We start from the raw sequence: 20,633 nt of genomic DNA on the forward strand, positions 1-20,633 counted from the left end.
TTACAGTTCCGCGCAATCGGGGTGCATCGAGACCCACCTGGAGCCTCAAGCGTCCACGGATTGCGGCCCGGCCACGGCGGCGCGCCAGTGCGCGGCATAGGCCCGCATGAGGGCCGCATCGGGCGCCGTGTCCGTGCTGGGGCGGGAGGGTACGGCGGGCAGGGCGGCATCTGGCGCGGCGAGGAGGGCGGCGCCGAGGCTTGTCCCGGTGCGCGTGGCCGAGGTCTCGACCGCGCGGCCCGTGGCGGCCCGCAGCATCGCGAGGTAGAGCGGATTGCGCGCAAAGGGCCCCTCCACGATGGAGGGCCCGGCCGCGCCGATCAACGAGAGGCACTCGGCGGTCATCATCGCGAGGTAGAAGGCCAGCGCGGCGCCTTTCTCCGCCGGTGTCATCTCCGGATCGCTCCAGCCGCCGGCCCGCTGCGGATAGGGGCCCGATCCGGGTTCGACGGCGGGAAGCAGCAGCAAGCCCTCGCGCAGAACGCGCGCGACGGCCGCGTCGTCCGGCGCCGCGGTCTGCGGCGACAGGCGGTCAAATTCTCGCCCGCCCATGAAACGCGCGGAGGGGGTCGGCTGGCCGAGGGCGTTGACGTTGACCAGCGTATCGCGGGCCGGATCCAGCGCGCGGCGGGCGCCGTTGATCGCCATGGCGATGACCCATGTCCCAGTCGAGATCACCGAAAACGCGCCCTCGCGCTGGCGCAGATGCGGCAGGAGCGAGGCGTTGCTGTCGTGGATGCCGGAGTGGACGGGCGTCTGCGCGGGCAGGCCGGTGGCCTCGGCGAGTGCGGGCAGGAGCGTGCCCGCCACATCGGAGGCGGCGGCGAGCGGCGCCATGGTCAGGCCAAGGCGCGCGGGCAGGTCGGAGAAGCGCATCTCGTCGGGGCGCCACAGGTCCGTATGACAGCCGAGCGAGGTCGGTTCGGTGGTGAAGCGGCCGGTCAGTCGGCCGGACCAGTATTGCGGGTAGCTCACCACCTGGGCCACACGCTCCCGCAGGCCCGGTTGCGTCTCGGTGAGCCAGTGGAGTTGCGCCCCCGCGTTGAGGCCACCGGGCAGGCGCGGCGCGCCGGTCTCGTCAAAGGGCGGGCGGATCGCGTCATAGGCGGCGGCGAGCGCAACGGGGCCGTCATGCTCGTAGTCGAGCACCGGGCAGGCGATCTCGCCGCGCGCATCGAGCAGGACCAAACAGGCGCCGTGGGTCGTCACGCTGATCCGGTCGATCCGGTGGCGGGCATGCAGTGCCGCGAGACCGTCAAGGAAAAAGCTCCAGAGCGCCTCGGTATCGAAATGCGGATAGGGCGGTCCGGGGCGGACCGTATTGGGCCGGGTGAGGACCTCGACCTCCGTCATCGACGCGGTGTCGACCAGCGCCAGCTTGGCATTGGTCTTGCCGATGTCGATCACGGCGACGTGGGGCGGCGGCGCGCTCATGGCATGTGAAACACCAGCCGCAGGGGAGTCGCGACGGGCTCGTTGTCGGGATGGGTTTCCATGATGTCGGCCATATGGGCCCACCAGCGCTGCATGATCTCTGCCCCCGGAAGCGCGTCCATCCCGTGATCGTCGCTGCGCCAGAGCACGCCGAAGAGGGTGTTGCTCTGCTCGTCGAGGTGGATCGAGTAGTCCGAGACGCCGGCCTCCTTGAGCAGGGTCACGAGCTCGGGCCAGATCGCATCGTGGCGGCGCGTGTATTCCTCGGCCTGGCCGGGGTGAAGCCGCATGGTGAAGGCGTGTTTTTCCATCAGCCCCTCCACATCCGCCAGAGGCGCGGCACGGCGATGACCGAGATGAGCATCAGGCCGATGAAGATCGACATGACGATGCCGGGCACGTTCAGCAGCCCCAGCCCGAACGTCACCAGCCCCATGACGAAGGCGGCGATCACAACGCCGGGGATCGAGCCCGAGCCCCCGAGGATCGACACGCCGCCGAGCACGACCATGGTCACGACTTCGAGCTCCCAGCCCGAGGCGATGGAGGGGCGTGTGCTGCCGAGCCGGGAGGTGAGGCAAATGGCGGCAACGCCGGACATGAGCCCGGTCAGCAGAAAGAGCATGAATTTCACGCGGCCCACCCGGATGCCCGAGAATTGCGCCGCGGTGGCGTTGTTGCCGATGGCGAAGACCGAGCGGCCGAAGTTGGTCCGGTGCAGCAGCACGTAGTAGGCGAGCGCGCAGAGACCGAAGAGCACGAATTCGAACGAAATCACCCAGCCGACGTAGCCCTGTCCGAAATAGGCGAACTCGGGGGGGTAGCTGCGGTAGGCGCCGTCGCCGAGGATGATGAAGCTGACGCCGCGAAAGAGGCTCATCGTGCCGATTGTCACCACGATCGACGGCAGGCCGAGCCGCGTGACCAGCAGCCCGTTGAACGCGCCGCAAGCGAGCCCGGTGCCGAGGCCGATGAGGACGAGCAGCGGGGTTCCGGCCCCGGCCGCGGCCGCCGCGCCCATGGCGGTGGAGACCAGCGCGATGATCGCCGCGACGGAGAGGTCGATCTCGCCCGCGATGATCAGAAGCGCCATGGCGAAGGCGATCATGGCCTTTTCGGTGAAGTTGAACGTCGCGTCGCTGAGGTTCCAGGCGTTGAGGAAATAGGGGGAGGCGAGCGAATTGGCGATGAAGATCGCGATCGCGAGGCCGAGCAGCAGCAGCTCCCAGCTCTGGAGCAGCCGCGCGGCGGGGCTCTGGAGCCGGTCGGGCAGATGGCGGGCGGTCATGTCGCTCATGCGGGGGCTCCTTCGGTCTGGGCGGCCTGGGCGCGTCGCAGGATGATCCGGCCTTTGGCGCGCGCGCTGCGGGTGTTGAGCGTCACGGCGATGATGATCGCGGCGCCAGAGATCGCCATTTGCCAGAAGGGCGAGACATCGACCACCGGCAGGGCATTCTTGATGATGCCGAGGAACAACGCGCCGAGGATGGTGCCGAGGATCGTCCCGGCGCCGCCGGCGATGGAGATGCCGCCGATGACGCAGGCGGCCACCACCTCAAGCTCGAATCCGCCCGCGATATCGACATAGGCGACCGAATAACGCGCGACCCACAGGTAGCCCGCGAGCCCGGCGAGCGCGCCGGAGATGGTGAAGGCCCAGAACTGGGTCCGGCCGACATCGATCCCGGTGTAGACGGCCGCGTGGGGGTTGCCGCCGACGGCGTAGAAGGCCCGGCCGAGCGGTGTGCGCGTGACCATGAGCCAGATGAGCAGCGCCGAGGCGATCCCGAACCAGGCCAGCACGGGCAGGCCGAGGATCCGCGCGCGGGGCAGGCCGGTGAAGGCCGCGCTCATCTCATGGGCGTTGACCCAGGCGCCGTCGGAAATCAGGAAGATGATGCCGCGATAGATCGTCATGGTGCCGAGCGTGACCACGATGGGCGGGATGGCGAGTTTCCACACGAGCGCGCCGTTGATGGCCCCCATCACCGCGCCGAGAAGCACCGCCAGCGCGAGGATCAGGGCCACCGGTATGCCCGGCATCGCCGCGTTGAGCATGGCGCAGACCATGCCGCTCAGCGCGAGGTTGGCGGCGACCGAGAGGTCAATGCAGCGGGTGAGGATCACCACCGTCTGGCCGAGCGCGAGGATCAGCAGCGGGGAGGTGTCGGTAAAGACCGCGACGAGGTTGGCGGGCGCGATGAAGCCGGGAAAGCGGCTCGCGGTCAGCGCCAGAAGCAGCAGGATCGCCCCGCTCAGCATGGTTTCGCGCGATGTCAGGAGGCGTTTCATGGGCGGTCTTCTCCGATCCCGGCAGCATGGCGGACAAGGGTTTCGGGCGTGAGCGCGTCGCCCTCCAGCTCGGCGGCGATGAGCCCTTCGCGCATGACGATCACGCGGTCGGACATGCCGAGCACTTCGGGGATTTCAGAGCTCACCATGATCACCGCGAGCCCTTCGGCGGCGAGCTCGGCCATGAAGGCATGGACCGCGGCCTTGGAGCCGATATCGATGCCCTTGGTCGGCTCGTCGAGGATGATCACCTTGGGCTGGGTCGCGAGCCATTTGGCGATCACGACCTTCTGCTGGTTGCCGCCCGAGAGGTTGCCCACGTCCTGATCGAGCGCGGCGGCGCGCAGGTCCAGCCGTTCGGTGTAGCGCCGGGCGAGGGCGAATTCCTCGGCCAGCCGCAGGAAACCGCGGTGCGAGGTCTGGGACAGCGAGGGCAGGGTCACGTTCTGGAAGATCGGCATGCCGATCACCGCGCCCTGCTTGCCGCGATCCTCGGGCACATAGACGATCCCGTTGGCGACCGCGTCGGCGGGCGAGCGGATCACCTTGATCGCGCCGTCGATCTTGACCGCGCCCTTGGACGGCCTGGTGATGCCGAAGAGCGCCTGCATGACCTCGGAGCGCCCCGCGCCGACAAGGCCATAGACCCCGAGGATCTCGCCGCGCCGGAGGGAAAAGCCGATGTCGTCGAACTCGGTGGGATGGGCGTAGCCCACCACTTTCAGGACCTCCTCGCCGGGGGATTTCACCCGGTCGGGGAAAATCTGGTCCACGTCGCGCCCGACCATCATCCGCACGAGATCCGCCTCATCCACATCGGCCATGAGGCCCGAGCCCACATGCGCCCCGTCGCGGAAGACGGTGTAGCGGTCGGCGATGCGGAAGATCTCGTCGAACTTGTGGCTGATGAAGAGAATCGCGCGGCCCTCGGACTTGAGCCGGTCCACGAGCTCGTAGAGCTCTTCGATTTCCTTGTGCGAGAGCGCGGCGGTCGGTTCGTCCATCACGACGACGCGCGCATCGACGGAGAGCGCGCGGGCGATGGCGACGAGGTGTTTGGAGGCGATCCCGAGATCGCGCAGCGGCGTGTCCGGGTCCAATTCGGCGTCGATCCGGGCGAGGATGTCGCGCGCGCGGCGGCGCATCTCGGCCCAGTCGATCATGCCGAAACGGCCGCGCGGGGCATGGCCGATGAAGATGTTTTCCGCGACCGTCAACTCATCGAAGAGGACGGTCTCCTGGTGGATCGCGGTGATCCCGGCGCGCGCGGCATCCTGCGCGCTGGCAAAGCGGACGGGCTTGCCGGCGACGCGGATCTCGCCCGCGTCGGGCTGGTAGATGCCGGTGAGGGTCTTGACGATGGTGGACTTGCCCGCGCCGTTCTCGCCGATGAGCGCCGTCACCTGGCCGGGGAAAAGCTCCAGTGAGACCCCGTCGAGCGCCTTGACGCCGGGGAAGCTCTTGGTGATCCCGCTCAGCGCCAGAACGGGCACGTCGGCGGTTTGGGGTGCATAGTCTCGGGACGCGATGCTGGGCTGCATCCGGTCCTCCATCCTTGGGCGCGCGCGGGGGCGCGAGCGGGGCGGCCGTCTTGGTGGACCCCGGCGCACCAAGGCGGCGCGCCGGGGGGAGGGCTGGGATCAGAAGATGTCCTTGAACGCGTCGATGTTGCTCGCGTCATAGACGAACGGGTCGGCCATCGCGCCTTCGGTATTCTCATCGAGCGTGAGCGCGCCCATCCGGCCCATCGGGATCTCGGCGCCGGGGGTTGCTTCGGCCGCGTCGGTGGCGAGCTGATAGGCGAGGTAGGCCGCCGAGTAGCCAAGGTCGATCGGGTTCCAGATCGCGAAGGACTTCGACGCGCCGCTCTCGATCGCGCCGGCCATTTCCGACGGGAGCCCCAGACCGGTCACGTTGACCTGCCCCACCTTGCCCGCATCCTCGACCGCACGCGCGGCGGCGACGATGCCGACGGAGGTCGGCGCGATGATCGCGTCAAGCTCGGGGTAGGTCTGCATCAGGCCCGTGGCCTCGCGGTAGGACTTGTCGGCCAGATCGTCGCCATAGACAGTGCCCACGACCTCGATGCCGTTATAGTCGCCGAGGACCTTGGTCATCTCCTCGATCCAGATGTTCTGGTTGGTGGAGGTGGTGGTCGCCGACAAAACCGCGACCTGTCCGCCCTCGGGCAGCTCATCGGCGGCGAGCTTGATGATCATGTTGCCGATCAGCGGGTTGGACGAGGGGTTGAGGTGCAGCTCGCGGCCTTCGGTCGCGACGCCGGAATCCCACGAGATCACGGTAATTCCGCGCTGCATCGCCTTCTTGAGGGCGGGGACAAGCGCGTCGGTGTCATTGGCGGAGACGGCGATGGCATCGACCTGCTGGGCGATGAGCGAGTTGATCACCTCGATCTGGCCCTCGGCGGTGGTGTCGGTGGGCCCGGTGTAGATCACCTCGACGTTGCCAAGCTCGGCAGCGGCCTCTTCCGCGCCCTTGGCGGCGGCTTCGAAAAAGCCGATCCCGAGCGCCTTGACGACCAGCGCGATGCGCACCGGATCATCCTGCGCCGTGGCGGCGTTGCCGGCGATGAGCGCGGCGGCCATGGCCGCACTGCCAAACAGTCTGCGTGTGAATTTCATGGTGGTTCCTCCCTTTTTGAACCTGTCTTGCGAAATGCCGGACGCTATCCTGCGTCCGATTTCTGCGCGGCGCCCGTTGGCGCCACGATCAGTCGGATGTCCGCCGCCTCCAGCATCGAAGCGGCGCGATCCGTGATCCCTTCGTCGGTGATGACAATGTCGATGCGCTCCAGCGGGCAGAGCACGAGGCTGGAGCGGTTGTGGAACTTGGTGCTGTCGACCAGCACCACCAGCTCATCGGCCTGTCCGATAAGCTTCTCCTCGGCCTGAATGAGCAGCGGATCGCTTTCCATGAGCCCGATGGGCCCGAGCCCCTGCGCGCCCATGAACATCCGCCGGGCATAGAAATGCCGGGTCATGTCGTTGTCGAAGGGCGAGAGCACGATGTTCTGTTCGCGGTAGATCGCGCCGCCCGGGAGCATCACGGTGTTCTTGGAATGGCGCAGCAGGTGTTCGGCGATCGGAAAGCTGTTGGTCAGGACCTGCAGCCGCCGGTTGGCCAGCGGGTGCACCATCTGGAACGTGGTGGTGCCGCCGTTGATGATGATCGGCTCGCCGTCCTCGCAAAGCGCGACGGCCTCTTTCGCGATGGCCTGTTTTGCCTCGGAATTCATCGCCTGGTTGACGCTGAAGGGCCGGCCGGCGAGGCCGGGCAGGTTGGGCGGTGTGAGCGCCTCGGCCCCGCCGCGCACCCGGCGCAGACGTTTTTTCTGGTCCAGCGCGGCGATGTCGCGGCGGATCGTGGCTTCGGAGGTTTCGGTCAACGCCACCAGTTCCGCAACGGTCACGAGCGGGCGCTCCTGAACCGCGGATAGAATGATCCTGTGGCGTTCTGTTTCGTGCATCTTGTCCTCCCGTTCCGCCTAGATTGCCCGATTTATCGCTTGGGTCAATCATAAACTTTCATAAACGATCATACTGCGGTGCAGCATGATTGGTTATGATTGTTTTTGGTTGACGCGCCCGGCGAATATGCGCAAGCTCTGGCCGACGACGACGATGCCGCCGGATGCGGCGTTCATGGGAGGATTATCATGCTGACCCGCGCCGAGGACCGGCTTCAAAACCTGTGGGATGATGCCCGCGCCGCGACCATGAGCGAGCCTGAAAAGCTGCTCTACCGCTCCAACCTTCTGGGCTCGGACAAGCGAATCACCAACTACGGCGGCGGAAATACCTCCGCCAAGGTGATGGAAACCGATCCGCTCACGGGCGGCGAGGTCGAGGTGCTCTGGGTCAAGGGCTCGGGCGGTGACGTCGGCTCGATCAAGATGGACGGGTTCGCGACGCTTTACATGGAGAAGCTTGAGGCCCTGAAGGACAAGTATCGCGGGGTCGAGTTCGAAGATGAGATGGTGGGCTACCTCCCCCATTGTACCTTCAACCTCAACCCGCGTGCCGCCTCCATCGACACCCCGCTGCATGCTTACGTTCCGGCAAAACACGTCGACCATATGCACCCCGACGCGATCATCGCCATCGCGGCCTCCAAGGACAGCAAGGCGCTCACGCAGGAGATTTTCGGCGACGAGATCGGCTGGCTTCCGTGGAAAAAGCCGGGCTATGAGCTGGGGCTCTGGCTGGAGGCCTTCTGCAAGGACAACCCCGATGCCAAGGGCGTCGTGCTGGAAAGCCACGGGCTGTTCACCTGGGATGATGACGCCAAGGCCTGCTATGAGCTGACGCTTGAGATCATCCAGAAGGCGATGGACTGGTTCGCCGGCAAGACCGCGGAGCAACCGGCCTTCGGCGGCGCGGTGCATGAGAGCCTCGCGCCGGAGGCGCGGCGCGCTGTGGCGGCCCGGCTGATGCCCGCGATCCGCGGCTTCGTCTCCGGCAACCAGCATATGGTCGGTCATTTCGAGGACAGCGACGCGGTGCTCGATTTCGTCAACGCGCGCGACATGCCCGGCCTCGCCGCGCTCGGCACCTCCTGCCCGGATCACTTCCTGCGCACGAAAATCCGCCCGCTGGTGGTCGATTTCGACCCCAGGACCGGCGATGTCGATGCGGTGCTGGACGGGCTCGCGGGCCAAATCGCGGCCTATCGTGAGGATTACACCGCCTATTACGAGCGCTGCAAACATGGCGACTCGCCCGCCATTCGCGATCCCAACGCGGTGGTTTACCTCGTGCCCGGCGTGGGCATGATCACGTTTGCCAAGGACAAGGCCACGGCGCGGATCTCGGGCGAGTTCTACGTCAACGCGATCAACGTGATGCGCGGCGCCTCCGCGGTGTCGGAGTATCAGGGCCTGCCCGAACAGGAAGCCTTCGACATCGAATACTGGCTGCTCGAAGAGGCCAAGCTCCAGCGGATGCCCAAGCCGAAATCACTCGCGGGCCGGGTCGCGCTGGTCACGGGCGGCGCGGGCGGGATCGGGGCGGCCACGGCGGCGCGTTACCTCGCCGAAGGGGCCTGCGTCATGCTGGCCGATATCGATGCCGGCGCGCTCGACGGGACGGCCGAGGGGCTGATCCAGACATTCGGTCGCGATGCGGTGCGCACGGTCGAGATCAACGTGACCGACGAAGCCGCCGTCGCGCGCGCCTTTGCCGAGATCGCGGTCGAATTCGGCGGGGTCGATATCCTCGTCTCCAACGCCGGGATCGCCTCGTCTGCGCCGGTCGAGGACACCACCCTCGCGCTGTGGCAGAAGAACATGGACGTGCTCTCCACGGGCTATTTCCTCGTCTCGCGCGAAGCCTTCAAGCTCCTGCGGGCGCAGGGGATCGGTGGATCGATCGTCTTCGTTGCCTCGAAAAACGGCCTCGCGGCCTCGCCCAACGCCTCGGCCTACTGCACGGCCAAGGCCTCGGAGTTGCACCTCGCGCGCTGCCTTGCGCTCGAAGGGGCGGAGGCGGGGATCCGCGTCAACGTGGTCAACCCCGACGCGGTGTTGCGCGGCTCGCGGATCTGGGAGGGCGAATGGCTCGAACAGCGCGCCTCGACCTACGGCACCGACAAGGGCGGGCTGGAAGAAATGTACCGCAACCGCTCGATGCTCAAGCGCTCGGTTTTCCCCGAGGATATCGCCGAGGCGGCCTATTTCCTCGCCTCCGATCGCTCGGCCAAATCGACCGGCAACATCATCAATGTCGACGCGGGCAACAAAGAGGCCTTCACGCGCTGAGCCAAGCGCGGGGGCGGGCCCGAGGGGGGACACATGAGTTATAGTGAAGCGCGGGAAATGTTCGCCGATTGGGGCGTGGATACCGAAGCGGCATTGGACAAACTGGCCGGGATTGCGATTTCGGTCCATTGCTGGCAGGGCGACGACGTGCGCGGGTTCGAGACCCGCGCCGGGGCCTCCGGCGGGGGCATTCAGGCCACGGGCAACCACCCCGGCCGGGCCCGCACGCCCGATGAGCTGCGCGCGGATCTGGAGTTCGCCTACGGGATGATCCCGGGGCGGCACAGGCTCAACCTGCACGCTTTCTATCTCGATACGGACGAGACCCCGGACCGCGACGAGATCGAACTCGGCCACTTTACTCCCTGGATCGACTGGGCCACCGCGCAAGGCATCGGGCTCGACTTCAACCCGACCTTCTTCGCCCACCCCAAGGCCGACGATAACCTGACCCTCTCGCATCCGGACCAGGGCATCCGTGATTTCTGGATCGAGCATGGCCGCCGCTGCCGCGAGATCGCCGATGGCATGGCCGCGGCGCAGGGCGGCGAGGTGGTCAACAACATCTGGGTGCCCGACGGCAGCAAGGACAACCCGGTGGACCGGATGGGCGCGCGGCGCCGGCTGGAGGCCTCGCTCGATGCGATCCTCTCGCCCGACTACCCGCGCGAACGGGTACTCGACGCGGTAGAGAGCAAGCTCTTCGGGATCGGCGTGGAGGCGATGACCGTCGGTAGCCACGAGTTCTACCTCGGCTACGCGATCCGCAAGGGCGCGGCGCTCTGCCTCGACATGGGCCACTTCCACCCGACCGAAAACGTCGCCGACAAGCTCTCCGCCGTGGCGCTCTCGGTGCCCGATATCCTGCTTCACGTCTCGCGCCCGATGCGATGGGACAGCGACCACGTCATCCTCCTCGACGACAGTATCCGCGCCATGGCGCAGGAGGTCATCTTCGCGGAACTGACCGACCGGGTGCGTATCGGGCTTGATTTCTTTGACGCCACGATCAGCCGCACGGCGGCCTGGGTCATCGGGGTGCGCAACATGCAAAAGGCCCTGCTCGAAGCGCTGCTGAGCCCTCAGGCGCAGCTCAAACAGGCCGAAGCCGCGCTCGATTTCACCACGCGCATGATCCTCACCGAAGAGATCAAGGGCCTGCCCCATGCGGCGGTCTGGGACGAGTTCTGCGCCCGGCAGGACCGGCCAACGGGCCTTGCGCTGCAAAGCCGTCTCGAGGGCTACCAGGCCTCGGTCGCATCGCGCGGATAGAGAGTAAGTCGTAAACACAACCAGGAAATATTGAGCGGATATTAACACTTTCGTCCCTAACTTGAGCCGGAGTTCAAGTAGCAGGTCGGTATGGTCCGTTTCATCGTTACCACGGTACTGATTACCTCTATGGCGGTTTTCCTTGTGATTTCAGCGCTTTCGGACCGGCGCATGAATCAGGCGGTGATGCATCACGCGGCGACGGTCGGGGAGTATTGGGGGCGCTACATGTCCTCGCATATTTCCGATATCGAAACGTTACTGGCCACCGGCGTACCCACCGAGGATCAGATCAAGTCCATCGGCGACATGCGCGCGGTTGCGAATGTGTTCCGCTTCAAGCTCTTTGACGATCAGGGCCGTCTGGTGCTTATCTCCGACGACGAATTCGTGGCCAATCCGCAGGGTGTTGCCCCGGAGGCCGATCCTGACCCGCGGATGGTGCTGGAGACGATGAAGCCGATCGTCTCGGTAAACGACGGAACGCTGAAGCCTGATCGCCCGGATATATATGCAGAGGCCTATGTCCCGATCATTGGCGCCGATGGCGCGCCGTTGGGCGTCGCCGAGGTCTACCTCGATGAAACCGAAACACGCGCCTATTTCGTGGACAGCTTCAACGGGTTCGGCATCATCGTTGCCGGCCTGAGCGCGTTTCTTTTCCTGGCGCCGGCGCTTGGGTTCATCGTCCAGAAGGAGCGCGCGCTGCGCACCCAAAAGCAGATCGAATACCTCGCCCGGTTCGACACCCTCACCGGGCTGATGAACCGCGCCGAATTCAAGCGCCGCTTCGACGCCGCCCTCGCCGAAGGGTCTCTTTCGGCCGTGCTCTACATCGACGCGGACCGGTTCAAATCGATCAACGACACCTATGGCCACGGGGTTGGGGATGAATTCCTCAGCCGGCTCGGGCGCATCCTGAGCGCCAACACCGCCGCGGACGACCTCGTCGCGCGCTTCGGCGGCGATGAGTTTGTGGTGGCGTTGCGCAACATCAACCCCGATATGATCCTGACCCGGATCCACAAGATCCTGACCCTCTCGGCCGAGACCTTCACCGTCCGCGAACGCGTGATTGCCTGTTCGGTCAGCATTGGCGTGTCGCTTTTCGAAGAGGGCAAGGATTTCGACGAACTCACAGCCGAGGCCGACGCCGCGCTCTATGCCGCGAAATCCGGCGGGCGCAATCAGTATGCCTTCTATGGCGAGAAGATGGGCTCGGAGATCCGGCACCGCAACATGATCGAAGCCCGGGTCAAGGTGGCGACCGAGAACGAGGAATTCACCATCGTCTATCAGCCCCTCGTGGATGGCCAGACGCATGAGGTTCTCGGATATGAGGCGCTGCTGCGTCTCAAGGCCGACGACGGCACGGCGATCCCGCCGATGGAGTTCATCCCTCTCGCCGAAGAGATGGGCTATGTGGAGCGTCTCGGAAGCTGGACCATCGCCAAGGCGATCCGCGATATCTCCGAGTTCGACGGCAGCTCTTGCGTGGCGATCAACCTGTCGGTGGCGCAGTTTCGCTCCGGCACCTTGCCGGATGTGGTCCGCGAGGCGTTGGAAGCGGTCGACTTCGCGCCTGAGCGGCTGGAGGTTGAAATCACCGAGTCCCTCCTGCTGATCGACGATCCGTCGATTTCCTATCAGATCGACATGCTGCGTGAGATGGGCGTCAAGATCGCGATGGATGATTTCGGCACGAAATACTCCAGCCTCGGGTATTTGTGGAAATACCGGTTTGACCGTCTGAAGATCGACCGGTCCTTCATCTCCGGCCTGACGGAGAACCCCGAGCGGACGCTGGAGATTGTCGAGTCTGTGATCATGTTGGGCAAGCGCCTCGGAATGCAGGTGACCGCCGAAGGTGTCGAGACGCAGGCGCAATCGGCCATCCTGACCGAGCTTGGCTGCGATGTCTTGCAAGGCTTCCTGTTCGGTCGCCCCGAAGCGCTGGATCCCGCGGACGCGACCGAGATCGCCGTGCCGAAAGTGGTGCAACAGGCCTGAGCAAAAAGCGCCGCAGGGCTTGTTTGATCAAGCGCTCCAGTCGGGCCGATTTCCCAGATGTTCGATCAGGAAATCCATGAACACCCGGGTCTTCGGGGTCAGCACGTTGGTGCGCGGATAGACCAGCCACAGCACGGCGTGGTCGTTCATCCGCCACCCGGGCAGCACGCGTATGAGCCGCCCGGTCGCAAGCTCAGCAGCCACGTTCCACAGCGAATTCATCGATAGCCCCGCGCCCGCGAGCGTCGCCATGCGTTGCGCGTCGCCATCGTCAACGATCGTCTGGCACGACATGCTCGCGGGATCCAGCGGGGCCGTCTCGCCGTCTGAGTTCACCAGGTCGCGCGGCTCGAGATTGCCCCAGGCGATGAGGTCGTGGCCCGCGAGATCGGCTGGCGTTTCCGGACTGCCGCGCCGTTCGAGGTAGGCAGGCGACGCGCAGAGAACCCGCGTATCATCGGCCAGCTTGCGGCCCTTGAGGCTGCTGTCCGTCAACGGCCCACTGCGCAGGGCTAGATCGAAGCTGCCTTCGATCGCGTCGAACCGTGTGTCCGACAGGCGCAAATCGAGGGTGAGCTTGGGGTGGCGCCGGTGAAACTCCGGCAAAAGCGGCATGATATGCAGCTGCGCGAAACTGCTCGGCGCCGCGAAACGCAACGTACCTTTCGGGCCGGAATTTGCGCCCCCGAGTGCCGCGCGTCCCGCATCGGCCTGCGCGAGTATCTCCCGCGCGTAGGGCAGGAAGTCCGCGCCATCGAGTGACAGCGACACCTTGCGCGTGGTGCGCCGCAACAGCTCCACCCCGAGTTCGCGCTCGAGACTGGCAAGACGTGCGCTCGCCACCGCCGGGGCAAGACCCAACTCGCGGCCCGCTGCCGAGATGTTCAGCCGCTCAGCGGCCCGGACGAACAGGCGCAGATTCTCAGTATCCACCGCGATTATATCCCAAATCCGAAAGAACAAATCCGATATGCCCGGTTTTATCGCGTATTCGCAAGGGATAGCTATGCTCCATCGGATCGCAACCCGGCCTTTGTCGAGCCAGCCGAGGAGATAGACCTTGAAGGATACCGCGCCCACCACCGCCTTCGCGCCCCTCAACCGGGGCTACAACGCGACCTTCCGGCCGGGGCGGCTCAGCATCGGATTGGTCGCGCCGCTGGAGGCCCATGGCGGCACCCCCGTGCCGAGCCTTGAGCGCCATATCGAGCGGGCGCAACTGGCCGACGCTCTGGGCTTTTCCGCGCTTTGGCTGCGCGATGTGCCGTTCAACGTGCCCTCCTTCGGCGACGCGGGACAGGTCTTCGATCCCTTCGTCTACCTCGGCGCGCTGGCGGCCTCGACGCGCGACATCGCCTTGGGCGTCGCGAGCATCGTGCTGCCCTTGCGGCATCCGGCGCATGTGGCCAAGGCAGCGGCCTCGGCCGATGCGCTTTCGGGCGGGCGGCTGCTGCTCGGCGTGGCCTCGGGCGACCGGCCGGACGAATACCCGGCATTGGGCATGGACTATGAGGGCCGCGGCGAGAGGTTCCGCGACAGCGTCGAGTACATCCGCGCGATGGCCGAGACCTACCCCCGCGTCGAGACGGCACAAGGTTTGCTGTCCGGCGGGATCGACATGCTGCCCAAACCCGCCGCCGGGCAGTTGCCCCTCCTGATCACCGGCGGCAGCCAGCAAGCCCCCGACTGGGTCGCGCGCCATGGCGACGGCTGGATGACCTACCCGCGCGACGCCGCTGCCCAGGGCCGGGTGGTGGACGCCTATCGCCAGCGCATCGCGGAGGCCGGGCTGCCCGACAAGCCGGTGATGCAATCGCTCTATGTGGACCTCGTGGCGCAGGCGGATGCCCCGCCCCGCCCGATCCACCTCGGCTTTCGCGCGGGCACCGATCACCTGCGCCGCTACCTCGAGGAAATCCGCGCGCTCGGCATCAACCATGTCGCGCTCAACCTGCGGTTCAACGGGGCCGACATCGAAGACACCATGACACGGCTGGCGGATGAGATCCTGCCGGATTTTCATCTCTGAGGAGACCCAAATGTCAAAGACGATCCTGATCACCGGCGCCACCGACGGCATCGGCCTGCTGACGGCAAAGACGCTCGCCGCGGATGGGCACAACGTGCTTCTGCATGGCCGCAGTGCGGAAAAGCTGGCGGCGGCGGCCAAAGCGGTGGGCGGCGCCCCGGAGACCTTTCGGGCCGACCTGTCGGACCTCGGCGCGGTGGCCGCCCTTGCGGATGAGATCCGGGCGCGACACGAGCGGATCGATGTGCTGATCAACAACGCCGGCGTGCTGAAAGCGCCGAAGACGCGCACGGAAGCCGGGCTCGATCTGCGCTTCGTGGTCAATTCGCTGGCGCCCTGGGTGCTCACGCAGCGGCTCTTGCCGATCTTGCCGAAGGAGGGCCGCGTGGTGAACCTGTCTTCGGCGGCTCAGGCGCCGGTGGAGGTGGCCGCGCTGCGCGGCGCGCGCAAGCTCGATGACATGGGCGCTTATGCGCAAAGCAAACTGGCGATCACTATCTGGACGCTGGAACTGGCCCGCTCCCGCCCCGAAGGGCCGGTGTTCGTCGCGGTGAATCCGGGCTCGCTGCTGGCCTCTAAGATGGTCAAGGAGGGCTTTGGGGTCGCGGGCAACGATCTCGAAATCGGCGCGGATATCCTCCGCCGGGCCGCCCTGTCGGATGAATTCGCCTCCGCCTCCGGCCGGTATTTTGACAACGATAGCGGCCGTTTCGCGCGCCCCCACAGCGCCGCGGGCGATCCCGACCATGCCGCCGAGGTGATGGACGCGATCCGCGATCTGACCGGTTTGGGAGACAAACCTGAAGATATGCTTTGAAATGCGCCGCCCCGTCGCCGTAACATCCGCGGCGGAGGAGACATGACGAGAGGCACCCCAGACGCACCCACCCGCGAGGCAATCGCCGCCTCCTGGGAGCGTTGCGAGCGGCAACACAAGCTCGCGCGCGATGCCGCGCATCCGATCCTGCGGCTGCAAACCTCCGAGATCGCGCCGAGGCTGGCGCATATCACCGAGCGCACTGGCGGCAGGCAAGGGTTCTTCCGCCAGCTTGCGGCAGTGACGGGCGATGGCAAGCGGTGCCTCGTCGTGACCGATGCCGAGGGCGTGCTGGTGCGGCTCGAATCCGCCGATCCGGACCGGACCGCCGAGGAGTGGAACGGCATCGCGCTCGGCTCTTGCTGGGATGAGCGGATCGCCGGGACGAACGGTGTCTCGATGGCGCTGCGCACGGGGCGGGCCATCACCATCCGCGGGGCCGATCACTTCTATGCCCGGCTCAAACCCTTTGCCTGCACGGGTGCGCCGATCCTTGATGCCGACGGGGCGCTCGTCGGGTCGGTCAACCTCGTGACCTACGATCTGGGTGCCGCGGCCGAGCACCATTTCGCCCGCCAGTTTCTCGAAACCGCCGCCGACCGGATCCAGCGCCGTCTGTTCGAGCAGCATTTCGCCCAGAGCATGTTGATATCGGTTTCGGCCGGGGCAGAGGGGCAACCGCTTTCGGGGACCGGGCTGATCGCGGTTGACGAGGCCGGGATCATCCTCGGGGCCACTGCGGCGGTTGCGCGGATCGCCGGAGATCGCGCGCGCGGGCCCTTGACGGGACAGGCGTTCCAGGCCGTGTTCGACCTTGAAAGTGATGCGCTGGCGAAGGTTCCCGAGCGGGTGCTGTCGATGCCGATGGCCCGGGGCGCGATGATGACGTTCTCGGCCGTGCTGCCCCAACGGGACGGCGCGGTGTCGCGCGGCCCTCGCCCCGCAGCCGCGCCACGGCGGCGCAGGTTGCCGCCCTCGCTGCGCGATCTGGCGGTGGGGTGCAAGCTCATGGCGGCGCGCTGCGCGGAGGCCGAGATGCTGTTTCGCGCCGGCGTGCCGTTTCTCATCGATGGCGAGACCGGCACCGGAAAGTCGGCGCTGATCGCCGCGCTGGCGGGGGCCGCGCCGGTGCTCAAACTCGATTGCGCGACGATGGGCGACACCTCGGCGGACACCGACATCTTGCGCGCCGTCCTGTCGCAGGCGCGGGTTTTGGCGCTGCTGCCCCGATCAGCGCAGGAGCGGGTCAGCGTGCTGCTCGACAACATCGCCGAGATGCCGCGAGAGGCGCAGGCGGAGTTGCGCAGGCAACTCGATGAGCTGGAGGCTGAGAGGGGCGGCGCCGAGGGGGCGCCGCTTCGGGTCGTGGGCCTGAGCCGCCGACCATTGGCGGACGCCGTGGCAGAGGGGCTGTTTCGCGACGATCTGTATTACCTGCTGGCCGGAGCGCAGGTCTCGCTGCCGCCGCTCAGGGCGCGCAGGCAGCCCGAAGTTCTGGCTCAGGTTCTCGCCACGAAGCTCGCCGGACGACGGATCGATCTCAGCGACGAGGCCGCGGCGCTCATCCGCGCGCACCTGTTCCCGGGCAATCTGCGCGAGCTGCGCGCCGCCCTTGCGCGTGCGCTCCTGAGCGCATCGGGCGATCGCCTGACACCGGTGGATTTCGGCCCCACGTCCATCGTGGCGGGTGGCGCGGTGGCCGCCGCCGCGGCCACCGATCCGGCGCCGATGCTGTCCTATGACGAGCCAACGCGCATTCGCGACGCCTTGACGTCGAGCGGCTGGAACGTCAGCGAGGCCGCCCGGCGCCTCGGGATGAGCCGCGCCACCATCAACCGCAAGATCAAGCGGCACGGGCTCTCGCGGCCGTCCTGAGCGGTGGCTCAGAACCGATGAAAGCCGCCCTTTTGGGTGATATAGGTCGGCGCCAAGCCCTCAAGAACGCCCTGGATATAGGCGGTCGCGTTGTTTGAAACGGTGGCCTCGCAGCTCTCCGCGAGTTCGAAGAACCTGCCGGCATAGTTTTCGGCAAAGCCTTTGACATGCGCGTCCCCCTGCTCCGCATCGGCGTAGCGTTCGAGGATGTGCCAGGTGCCGTCCGCGGCCTGATACCATTCGTAAAGCAGCGTTCCGGGCTCGGCCAAACTGCGCTCGACCAGCTCGTCCATGAGCGCCGTGAAGCGCTCCACATTGGCGGACGGAACGCCGACCTTCAGATGGACGTGGATGGTGTCATTGGTCATGGATCGTCTCCCTTGGGGGTGGTGCCGCTCTCCTCCGAGCGGCGGTGATTTCAGGCGGCAATGATTGCCGGGCTGGGGCCGAGCGCGTCTGCGGCGCGGGCGGAAAGACTGTCGGCGAGCTGCGTCGGTTCGGGCGCGTCAGGTCCCAGGACATGCGCGAGCGTCGTGTGGGCATCGGCGCTGACCGGGGGCAGGCCGAGATCCGCATGCGCTCCGTTGACCGCCAGTGCGGCGGGCCCGAGGTCGCAATCCGTGAGCAAAAGCGCGTGGACGAGCACGCGGCGCCGGCCGCCGCCGGTCGGGCGGATGCGCTGCGCTGTGCCGACCAGTTTGCGGCCCCGGGCCGAGAGGTTCCACGCCCCGTCACAAAAGCTCCTCGGCGTTGCGCCGGTGGTGAGGCAGAGGCCGAACGGGCCGAGCGCGTTGCGGATGACATCGGTGATCAGCCGGTAGCCCGCCTCGATGCTGAACCCGGGGCCGGCGGCAAAGGCGAGCGCGAGGTTCAGAACGCCCGGCCCCTGCGGCACCGCGCCCCCGCCCGTGGGCCGCAGGTGGAGCGGCCAGCCGCGAGAGCCCGCGTTGCGCGCGGCGGCATCGAATCCGGGTTTGCGGCGAAAGGCGGCCGGGCAGACCAGCGCCGGGGCCTCCGCCATCCAGAGGCGCACCTGGGGGCCGGTGCCGCCGAAGGCCTGCGCCTCCAGCGCGAGCCCCGCGGGAACATCCCGCACCATGGTGAGCGCGGCGCTCACGCCCGCATCCCCTCGATCTCGGTGCAAATCGCGGTCAGCAGATCGCCCGCCGGAGCCCCGTCGAGTGCGCGATGATCGAAGGTCAGCGACAGCCCGACATGGGGCCGCAGCGCGATACCGCCGTCCGGCGCGCGCACCGCCCGGTCGGTCATCCGGCCGATGCCGAGGATACAGATCTGCGGCGTGTTGATGATCGGGGTGAACTGCTCCACCCGCGTCAGCCCGAGGTTGGAGATGGTGAATGTGCCGCCGGTCATCTCGGTCACGCTGAGCGTGTTGGTGCGGGCCCGCGCGGCAAGGTCCTGCCGGGCGGCGCGCAGCTCGGCCACGCTCATGGCCTCCGCGCCGAAGATCGCCGGGGCGACCAGAAGGTTCCCGGGCAGGGCGATCGCGATCGACAGATCGACCGCCTCTGAGAGCCTGACCTCGCGCCCCTCGACCCGGCCATTGGCATCGGGCACCGTCTTCAGCGCCCGCACCGCGGCCAGCATCAGCAGATCCTCGATGGAGACCTTTTCGCCGCCCTCCGCCAGCCGCGCCTTCTCCGCCATCAGCGCAGTGGCGTCGGCGCCGGCGTGGTGGGTGAGTTGCGCGGCCGTCTGCAGGCTCTCGACCATGCGATCGGCGATCATGCCGCGCACGCCCTTGAGCGGGATGACCCTCGCCGCGCTGCTCATTCGATGCGCCCGATGACCGCGCCCTTGGCGACGACGGCATCGGCCTCCTGCGTGATCCTGACGGTACCGGAGGCCGGCGCGTGGACCTCGTATTGCACCTTGGCGGTCATGATCTCCGCCACCAGGGCGCCGCTTTCGACCGTGGCGCCATCATCGACGAGCCAGCCGGTGATGACGCATTCCTCGTCCTCTTCCCAAAGATCGGTGGGGATGGTGATGTCCGTTGACATGTAGACTGTCCTTCTCTGTGCGGGGGCAGGGCTCTCCCATGCCCCCGGCGAATATCGGCAAGTGGCAATTCGGGCTCAGGCGGGCTGCATCGCGCCCATCTCGTCCCAGGCGGCGACGATCTTGTCCGGATTCGGCAGGCAGTATTGCTCCATCACGCGGGCATAGGGGATCGGCACATCGGGGAAGGCAACGCGCTTGGGCGCGGCCTTGAGGACCGAGATGTCGTGTTCGGTCACGCAGGCGATGATCTCACCCGAGACGCCGTAGCTTTGGTAATCCTCATCCACCACGATCAGCCGGCCGGTCTTGGCCACGCTCGCCCGGATCGTCTCGCGGTCGAGCGGCACGAGGCTGACCAGGTCCACGACCTCGGCGCTCACGCCCTTGCCCTCAAGCGTCTTTGCGGCCTTCAGCGCGTTGTGAACGCCGAGGCCGAGGCTGACGATCGTGACGTCGCGCCCCTCGCGGACCACCTTGGCCTTGCCGATCTCGACGGTGTAGCTCTCCTCGGGCACATGCACCGTGGCGCCGGGCTCGGTGCCGAGCCAGCCCATCCCCTGCAAGCCCTTGTGATACATGTAGACCACGGGGCTGTCATCGCGCAGGGCCGCTGTCATCAGCCCCTTGGCGTCATAGGCGTTGGACGGCGCGACCACCTTCATCCCCGGCAAGTGCGCGAAGGTGCCGTAGAGGCATTGCGAATGCTGCCCGCCATCGGAATAGCCGCCCCCCGTGGAGGTCATCAGCACCATCGGCACCTTGAGATTGCCGCCGGAGAAATAGATGTTCTTGGCCATCAGATTGTAGATCGCATCGAAGCAGACGCCGAAGAAATCGACGAACATCAGCTCCACCACGGGGCGCATGCCGTCCTGCGCCGCGCCCACGGCCGCGCCGATGAAGGCGGTCTCGGAGATCGGCGTGTCGCGGATCCGCTCGGGGCCGAATTCATCGAGAAGCCCGCGGGTGTTGCCATAGACGCCGCCGAGGGCCGCGATATCCTCGCCCATGACGAAGACGCCGGGATCGAGGCGCATCTCCTGGGCCGTGGCCTCGGCCATGGCGCGGGCGATGGTCAGTTTTCTCTCGTTCGGTTTGGTCAT

Annotated in this window: 19 protein-coding genes; 6 read left to right on the top strand and 13 right to left on the bottom strand. The window is 66.7% G+C overall.

Annotated features, from left to right (window positions below; all coding sequences use genetic code 11):
* Positions 1-45: 45 nt before the first annotated feature.
* From BM353_RS14895 to BM353_RS14925, 7 genes are all read right to left on the bottom strand, one after another.
* The gene (locus BM353_RS14895; RefSeq protein WP_092082261.1) at positions 46-1,434 is read right to left on the bottom strand and encodes an FGGY-family carbohydrate kinase; all 1,389 of its coding nucleotides are present in this window, start codon (positions 1,432-1,434) and stop codon (positions 46-48) included.
* On the bottom strand, positions 1,431-1,745 hold the full coding sequence (gene rhaM / locus BM353_RS14900; RefSeq protein WP_092082343.1) for an L-rhamnose mutarotase: 315 nt from the start codon (positions 1,743-1,745) through the stop codon (positions 1,431-1,433). The genes BM353_RS14895 and rhaM overlap by 4 nt, the downstream gene beginning before the upstream one ends.
* Positions 1,745-2,731 (bottom strand): ABC transporter permease, encoded by a 987-nt coding sequence (locus BM353_RS14905; RefSeq protein ID WP_092082263.1) that lies wholly within the window; start codon positions 2,729-2,731, stop codon positions 1,745-1,747. Before BM353_RS14905 ends, rhaM begins: the two co-directional genes overlap by 1 nt.
* A complete protein-coding gene (locus BM353_RS14910; RefSeq protein ID WP_092082265.1) occupies positions 2,728-3,726 on the bottom strand; it encodes an ABC transporter permease in 999 nt (332 codons plus the stop codon). The genes BM353_RS14905 and BM353_RS14910 overlap by 4 nt, the downstream gene beginning before the upstream one ends.
* Positions 3,723-5,267, bottom strand: coding sequence for a sugar ABC transporter ATP-binding protein (locus BM353_RS14915; protein WP_092082267.1), 1,545 nt, complete (start codon positions 5,265-5,267; stop codon positions 3,723-3,725). Before BM353_RS14915 ends, BM353_RS14910 begins: the two co-directional genes overlap by 4 nt.
* A 99-nt stretch (positions 5,268-5,366) precedes the next feature.
* Positions 5,367-6,368: a rhamnose ABC transporter substrate-binding protein gene (gene rhaS, locus BM353_RS14920; RefSeq protein ID WP_092082268.1), complete on the bottom strand. Its 1,002-nt coding sequence runs from the start codon at positions 6,366-6,368 to the stop codon at positions 5,367-5,369.
* A 44-nt stretch (positions 6,369-6,412) separates the two neighbouring features.
* Complete coding sequence (locus BM353_RS14925) at positions 6,413-7,213, bottom strand: DeoR/GlpR family DNA-binding transcription regulator (protein ID WP_092082270.1); 801 nt, start codon at positions 7,211-7,213, stop codon at positions 6,413-6,415.
* A gap of 189 nt (positions 7,214-7,402) precedes the next feature.
* On the opposite strand from BM353_RS14925, the gene BM353_RS14930 reads away from it, so the two are divergent.
* The 3 genes from BM353_RS14930 to BM353_RS14940 all read left to right on the top strand — a co-directional run bounded on the left by BM353_RS14930 (position 7,403) and on the right by BM353_RS14940 (position 12,784).
* Positions 7,403-9,502 carry a bifunctional rhamnulose-1-phosphate aldolase/short-chain dehydrogenase gene (locus BM353_RS14930; RefSeq protein ID WP_092082345.1) on the top strand — a complete coding sequence of 700 codons (2,100 nt, stop codon included), beginning with the start codon at positions 7,403-7,405 and terminating at the stop codon, positions 9,500-9,502.
* A 33-nt stretch (positions 9,503-9,535) separates the two neighbouring features.
* A complete protein-coding gene (locus BM353_RS14935; protein WP_092082272.1) occupies positions 9,536-10,774 on the top strand; it encodes an L-rhamnose isomerase in 1,239 nt (412 codons plus the stop codon).
* A 129-nt stretch (positions 10,775-10,903) separates the two neighbouring features.
* Entirely contained in the window at positions 10,904-12,784 is a 1,881-nt protein-coding gene (locus BM353_RS14940; RefSeq protein ID WP_177220569.1) for a putative bifunctional diguanylate cyclase/phosphodiesterase, read from the top strand.
* 27 nt (positions 12,785-12,811) lie between these two features.
* Here the strand turns inward: BM353_RS14940 and BM353_RS14945 are convergent, their stop codons facing one another.
* Positions 12,812-13,717, bottom strand: a complete 906-nt coding sequence (locus tag BM353_RS14945) for a LysR family transcriptional regulator (RefSeq protein ID WP_092082347.1) — start codon at positions 13,715-13,717, stop codon at positions 12,812-12,814.
* A 127-nt stretch (positions 13,718-13,844) separates the two neighbouring features.
* On the opposite strand from BM353_RS14945, the gene BM353_RS14950 reads away from it, so the two are divergent.
* Genes BM353_RS14950 through BM353_RS14960 form a run of 3 tightly spaced genes read left to right on the top strand, consistent with a single transcriptional unit; the run spans position 13,845 to position 17,505 of the window.
* On the top strand, positions 13,845-14,813 hold the full coding sequence (locus BM353_RS14950) for an LLM class oxidoreductase (protein ID WP_092082276.1): 969 nt from the start codon (positions 13,845-13,847) through the stop codon (positions 14,811-14,813).
* Between the two features lie 10 nt (positions 14,814-14,823).
* Positions 14,824-15,630 (top strand): SDR family NAD(P)-dependent oxidoreductase, encoded by an 807-nt coding sequence (locus BM353_RS14955; RefSeq protein WP_092082278.1) that lies wholly within the window; start codon positions 14,824-14,826, stop codon positions 15,628-15,630.
* Positions 15,631-15,672: 42 nt separating this feature from the next.
* Entirely contained in the window at positions 15,673-17,505 is a 1,833-nt protein-coding gene (locus tag BM353_RS14960) for a sigma-54-dependent Fis family transcriptional regulator (RefSeq protein ID WP_092082280.1), read from the top strand.
* An 8-nt stretch (positions 17,506-17,513) separates the two neighbouring features.
* Here BM353_RS14960 and BM353_RS14965 read toward each other — a convergent pair whose 3' ends face one another.
* The 5 genes from BM353_RS14965 to BM353_RS14985 form a co-directional block, all read right to left on the bottom strand.
* Positions 17,514-17,873, bottom strand: a complete 360-nt coding sequence (locus BM353_RS14965; protein WP_092082282.1) for a putative quinol monooxygenase — start codon at positions 17,871-17,873, stop codon at positions 17,514-17,516.
* A gap of 50 nt (positions 17,874-17,923) precedes the next feature.
* Positions 17,924-18,622 carry a lipoate--protein ligase family protein gene (locus BM353_RS14970; protein WP_092082284.1) on the bottom strand — a complete coding sequence of 233 codons (699 nt, stop codon included), beginning with the start codon at positions 18,620-18,622 and terminating at the stop codon, positions 17,924-17,926.
* On the bottom strand, positions 18,619-19,299 hold the full coding sequence (locus BM353_RS14975; RefSeq protein ID WP_092082286.1) for a 2-oxo acid dehydrogenase subunit E2: 681 nt from the start codon (positions 19,297-19,299) through the stop codon (positions 18,619-18,621). Before BM353_RS14975 ends, BM353_RS14970 begins: the two co-directional genes overlap by 4 nt.
* The gene (locus tag BM353_RS14980) at positions 19,296-19,529 is read right to left on the bottom strand and encodes a biotin/lipoyl-containing protein (RefSeq protein ID WP_092082288.1); all 234 of its coding nucleotides are present in this window, start codon (positions 19,527-19,529) and stop codon (positions 19,296-19,298) included. The genes BM353_RS14975 and BM353_RS14980 overlap by 4 nt, the downstream gene beginning before the upstream one ends.
* A 75-nt stretch (positions 19,530-19,604) precedes the next feature.
* A complete protein-coding gene (locus BM353_RS14985) occupies positions 19,605-20,633 on the bottom strand; it encodes an alpha-ketoacid dehydrogenase subunit beta (RefSeq protein ID WP_092082290.1) in 1,029 nt (342 codons plus the stop codon).

It is taken from the genome of Poseidonocella sedimentorum (genome assembly GCF_900116005.1).
GTDB lineage: Bacteria > Pseudomonadota > Alphaproteobacteria > Rhodobacterales > Rhodobacteraceae > Poseidonocella > Poseidonocella sedimentorum.

Coding starts and splice junctions, on each gene's coding strand:
- BM353_RS14910 (WP_092082265.1), bottom strand. CDS start 3,726: ATGAAACGCCTCCTGACATCGCGCGAAACCATGCTGAGCGGGGCGATC.
- BM353_RS14965 (WP_092082282.1), bottom strand. CDS start 17,873: ATGACCAATGACACCATCCACGTCCATCTGAAGGTCGGCGTTCCGTCC.
- BM353_RS14940 (WP_177220569.1), top strand. CDS start 10,904: ATGGCGGTTTTCCTTGTGATTTCAGCGCTTTCGGACCGGCGCATGAAT.
- BM353_RS14955 (WP_092082278.1), top strand. CDS start 14,824: ATGTCAAAGACGATCCTGATCACCGGCGCCACCGACGGCATCGGCCTG.
- BM353_RS14915 (WP_092082267.1), bottom strand. CDS start 5,267: ATGCAGCCCAGCATCGCGTCCCGAGACTATGCACCCCAAACCGCCGAC.
- BM353_RS14925 (WP_092082270.1), bottom strand. CDS start 7,213: ATGCACGAAACAGAACGCCACAGGATCATTCTATCCGCGGTTCAGGAG.
- BM353_RS14985 (WP_092082290.1), bottom strand. CDS start 20,633: ATGACCAAACCGAACGAGAGAAAACTGACCATCGCCCGCGCCATGGCC.
- BM353_RS14895 (WP_092082261.1), bottom strand. CDS start 1,434: ATGAGCGCGCCGCCGCCCCACGTCGCCGTGATCGACATCGGCAAGACC.
- BM353_RS14905 (WP_092082263.1), bottom strand. CDS start 2,731: ATGAGCGACATGACCGCCCGCCATCTGCCCGACCGGCTCCAGAGCCCC.
- BM353_RS14980 (WP_092082288.1), bottom strand. CDS start 19,529: ATGTCAACGGACATCACCATCCCCACCGATCTTTGGGAAGAGGACGAG.
- BM353_RS14930 (WP_092082345.1), top strand. CDS start 7,403: ATGCTGACCCGCGCCGAGGACCGGCTTCAAAACCTGTGGGATGATGCC.
- rhaS (WP_092082268.1), bottom strand. CDS start 6,368: ATGAAATTCACACGCAGACTGTTTGGCAGTGCGGCCATGGCCGCCGCG.
- rhaM (WP_092082343.1), bottom strand. CDS start 1,745: ATGGAAAAACACGCCTTCACCATGCGGCTTCACCCCGGCCAGGCCGAG.
- BM353_RS14960 (WP_092082280.1), top strand. CDS start 15,673: ATGACGAGAGGCACCCCAGACGCACCCACCCGCGAGGCAATCGCCGCC.
- BM353_RS14975 (WP_092082286.1), bottom strand. CDS start 19,299: ATGAGCAGCGCGGCGAGGGTCATCCCGCTCAAGGGCGTGCGCGGCATG.
- BM353_RS14935 (WP_092082272.1), top strand. CDS start 9,536: ATGAGTTATAGTGAAGCGCGGGAAATGTTCGCCGATTGGGGCGTGGAT.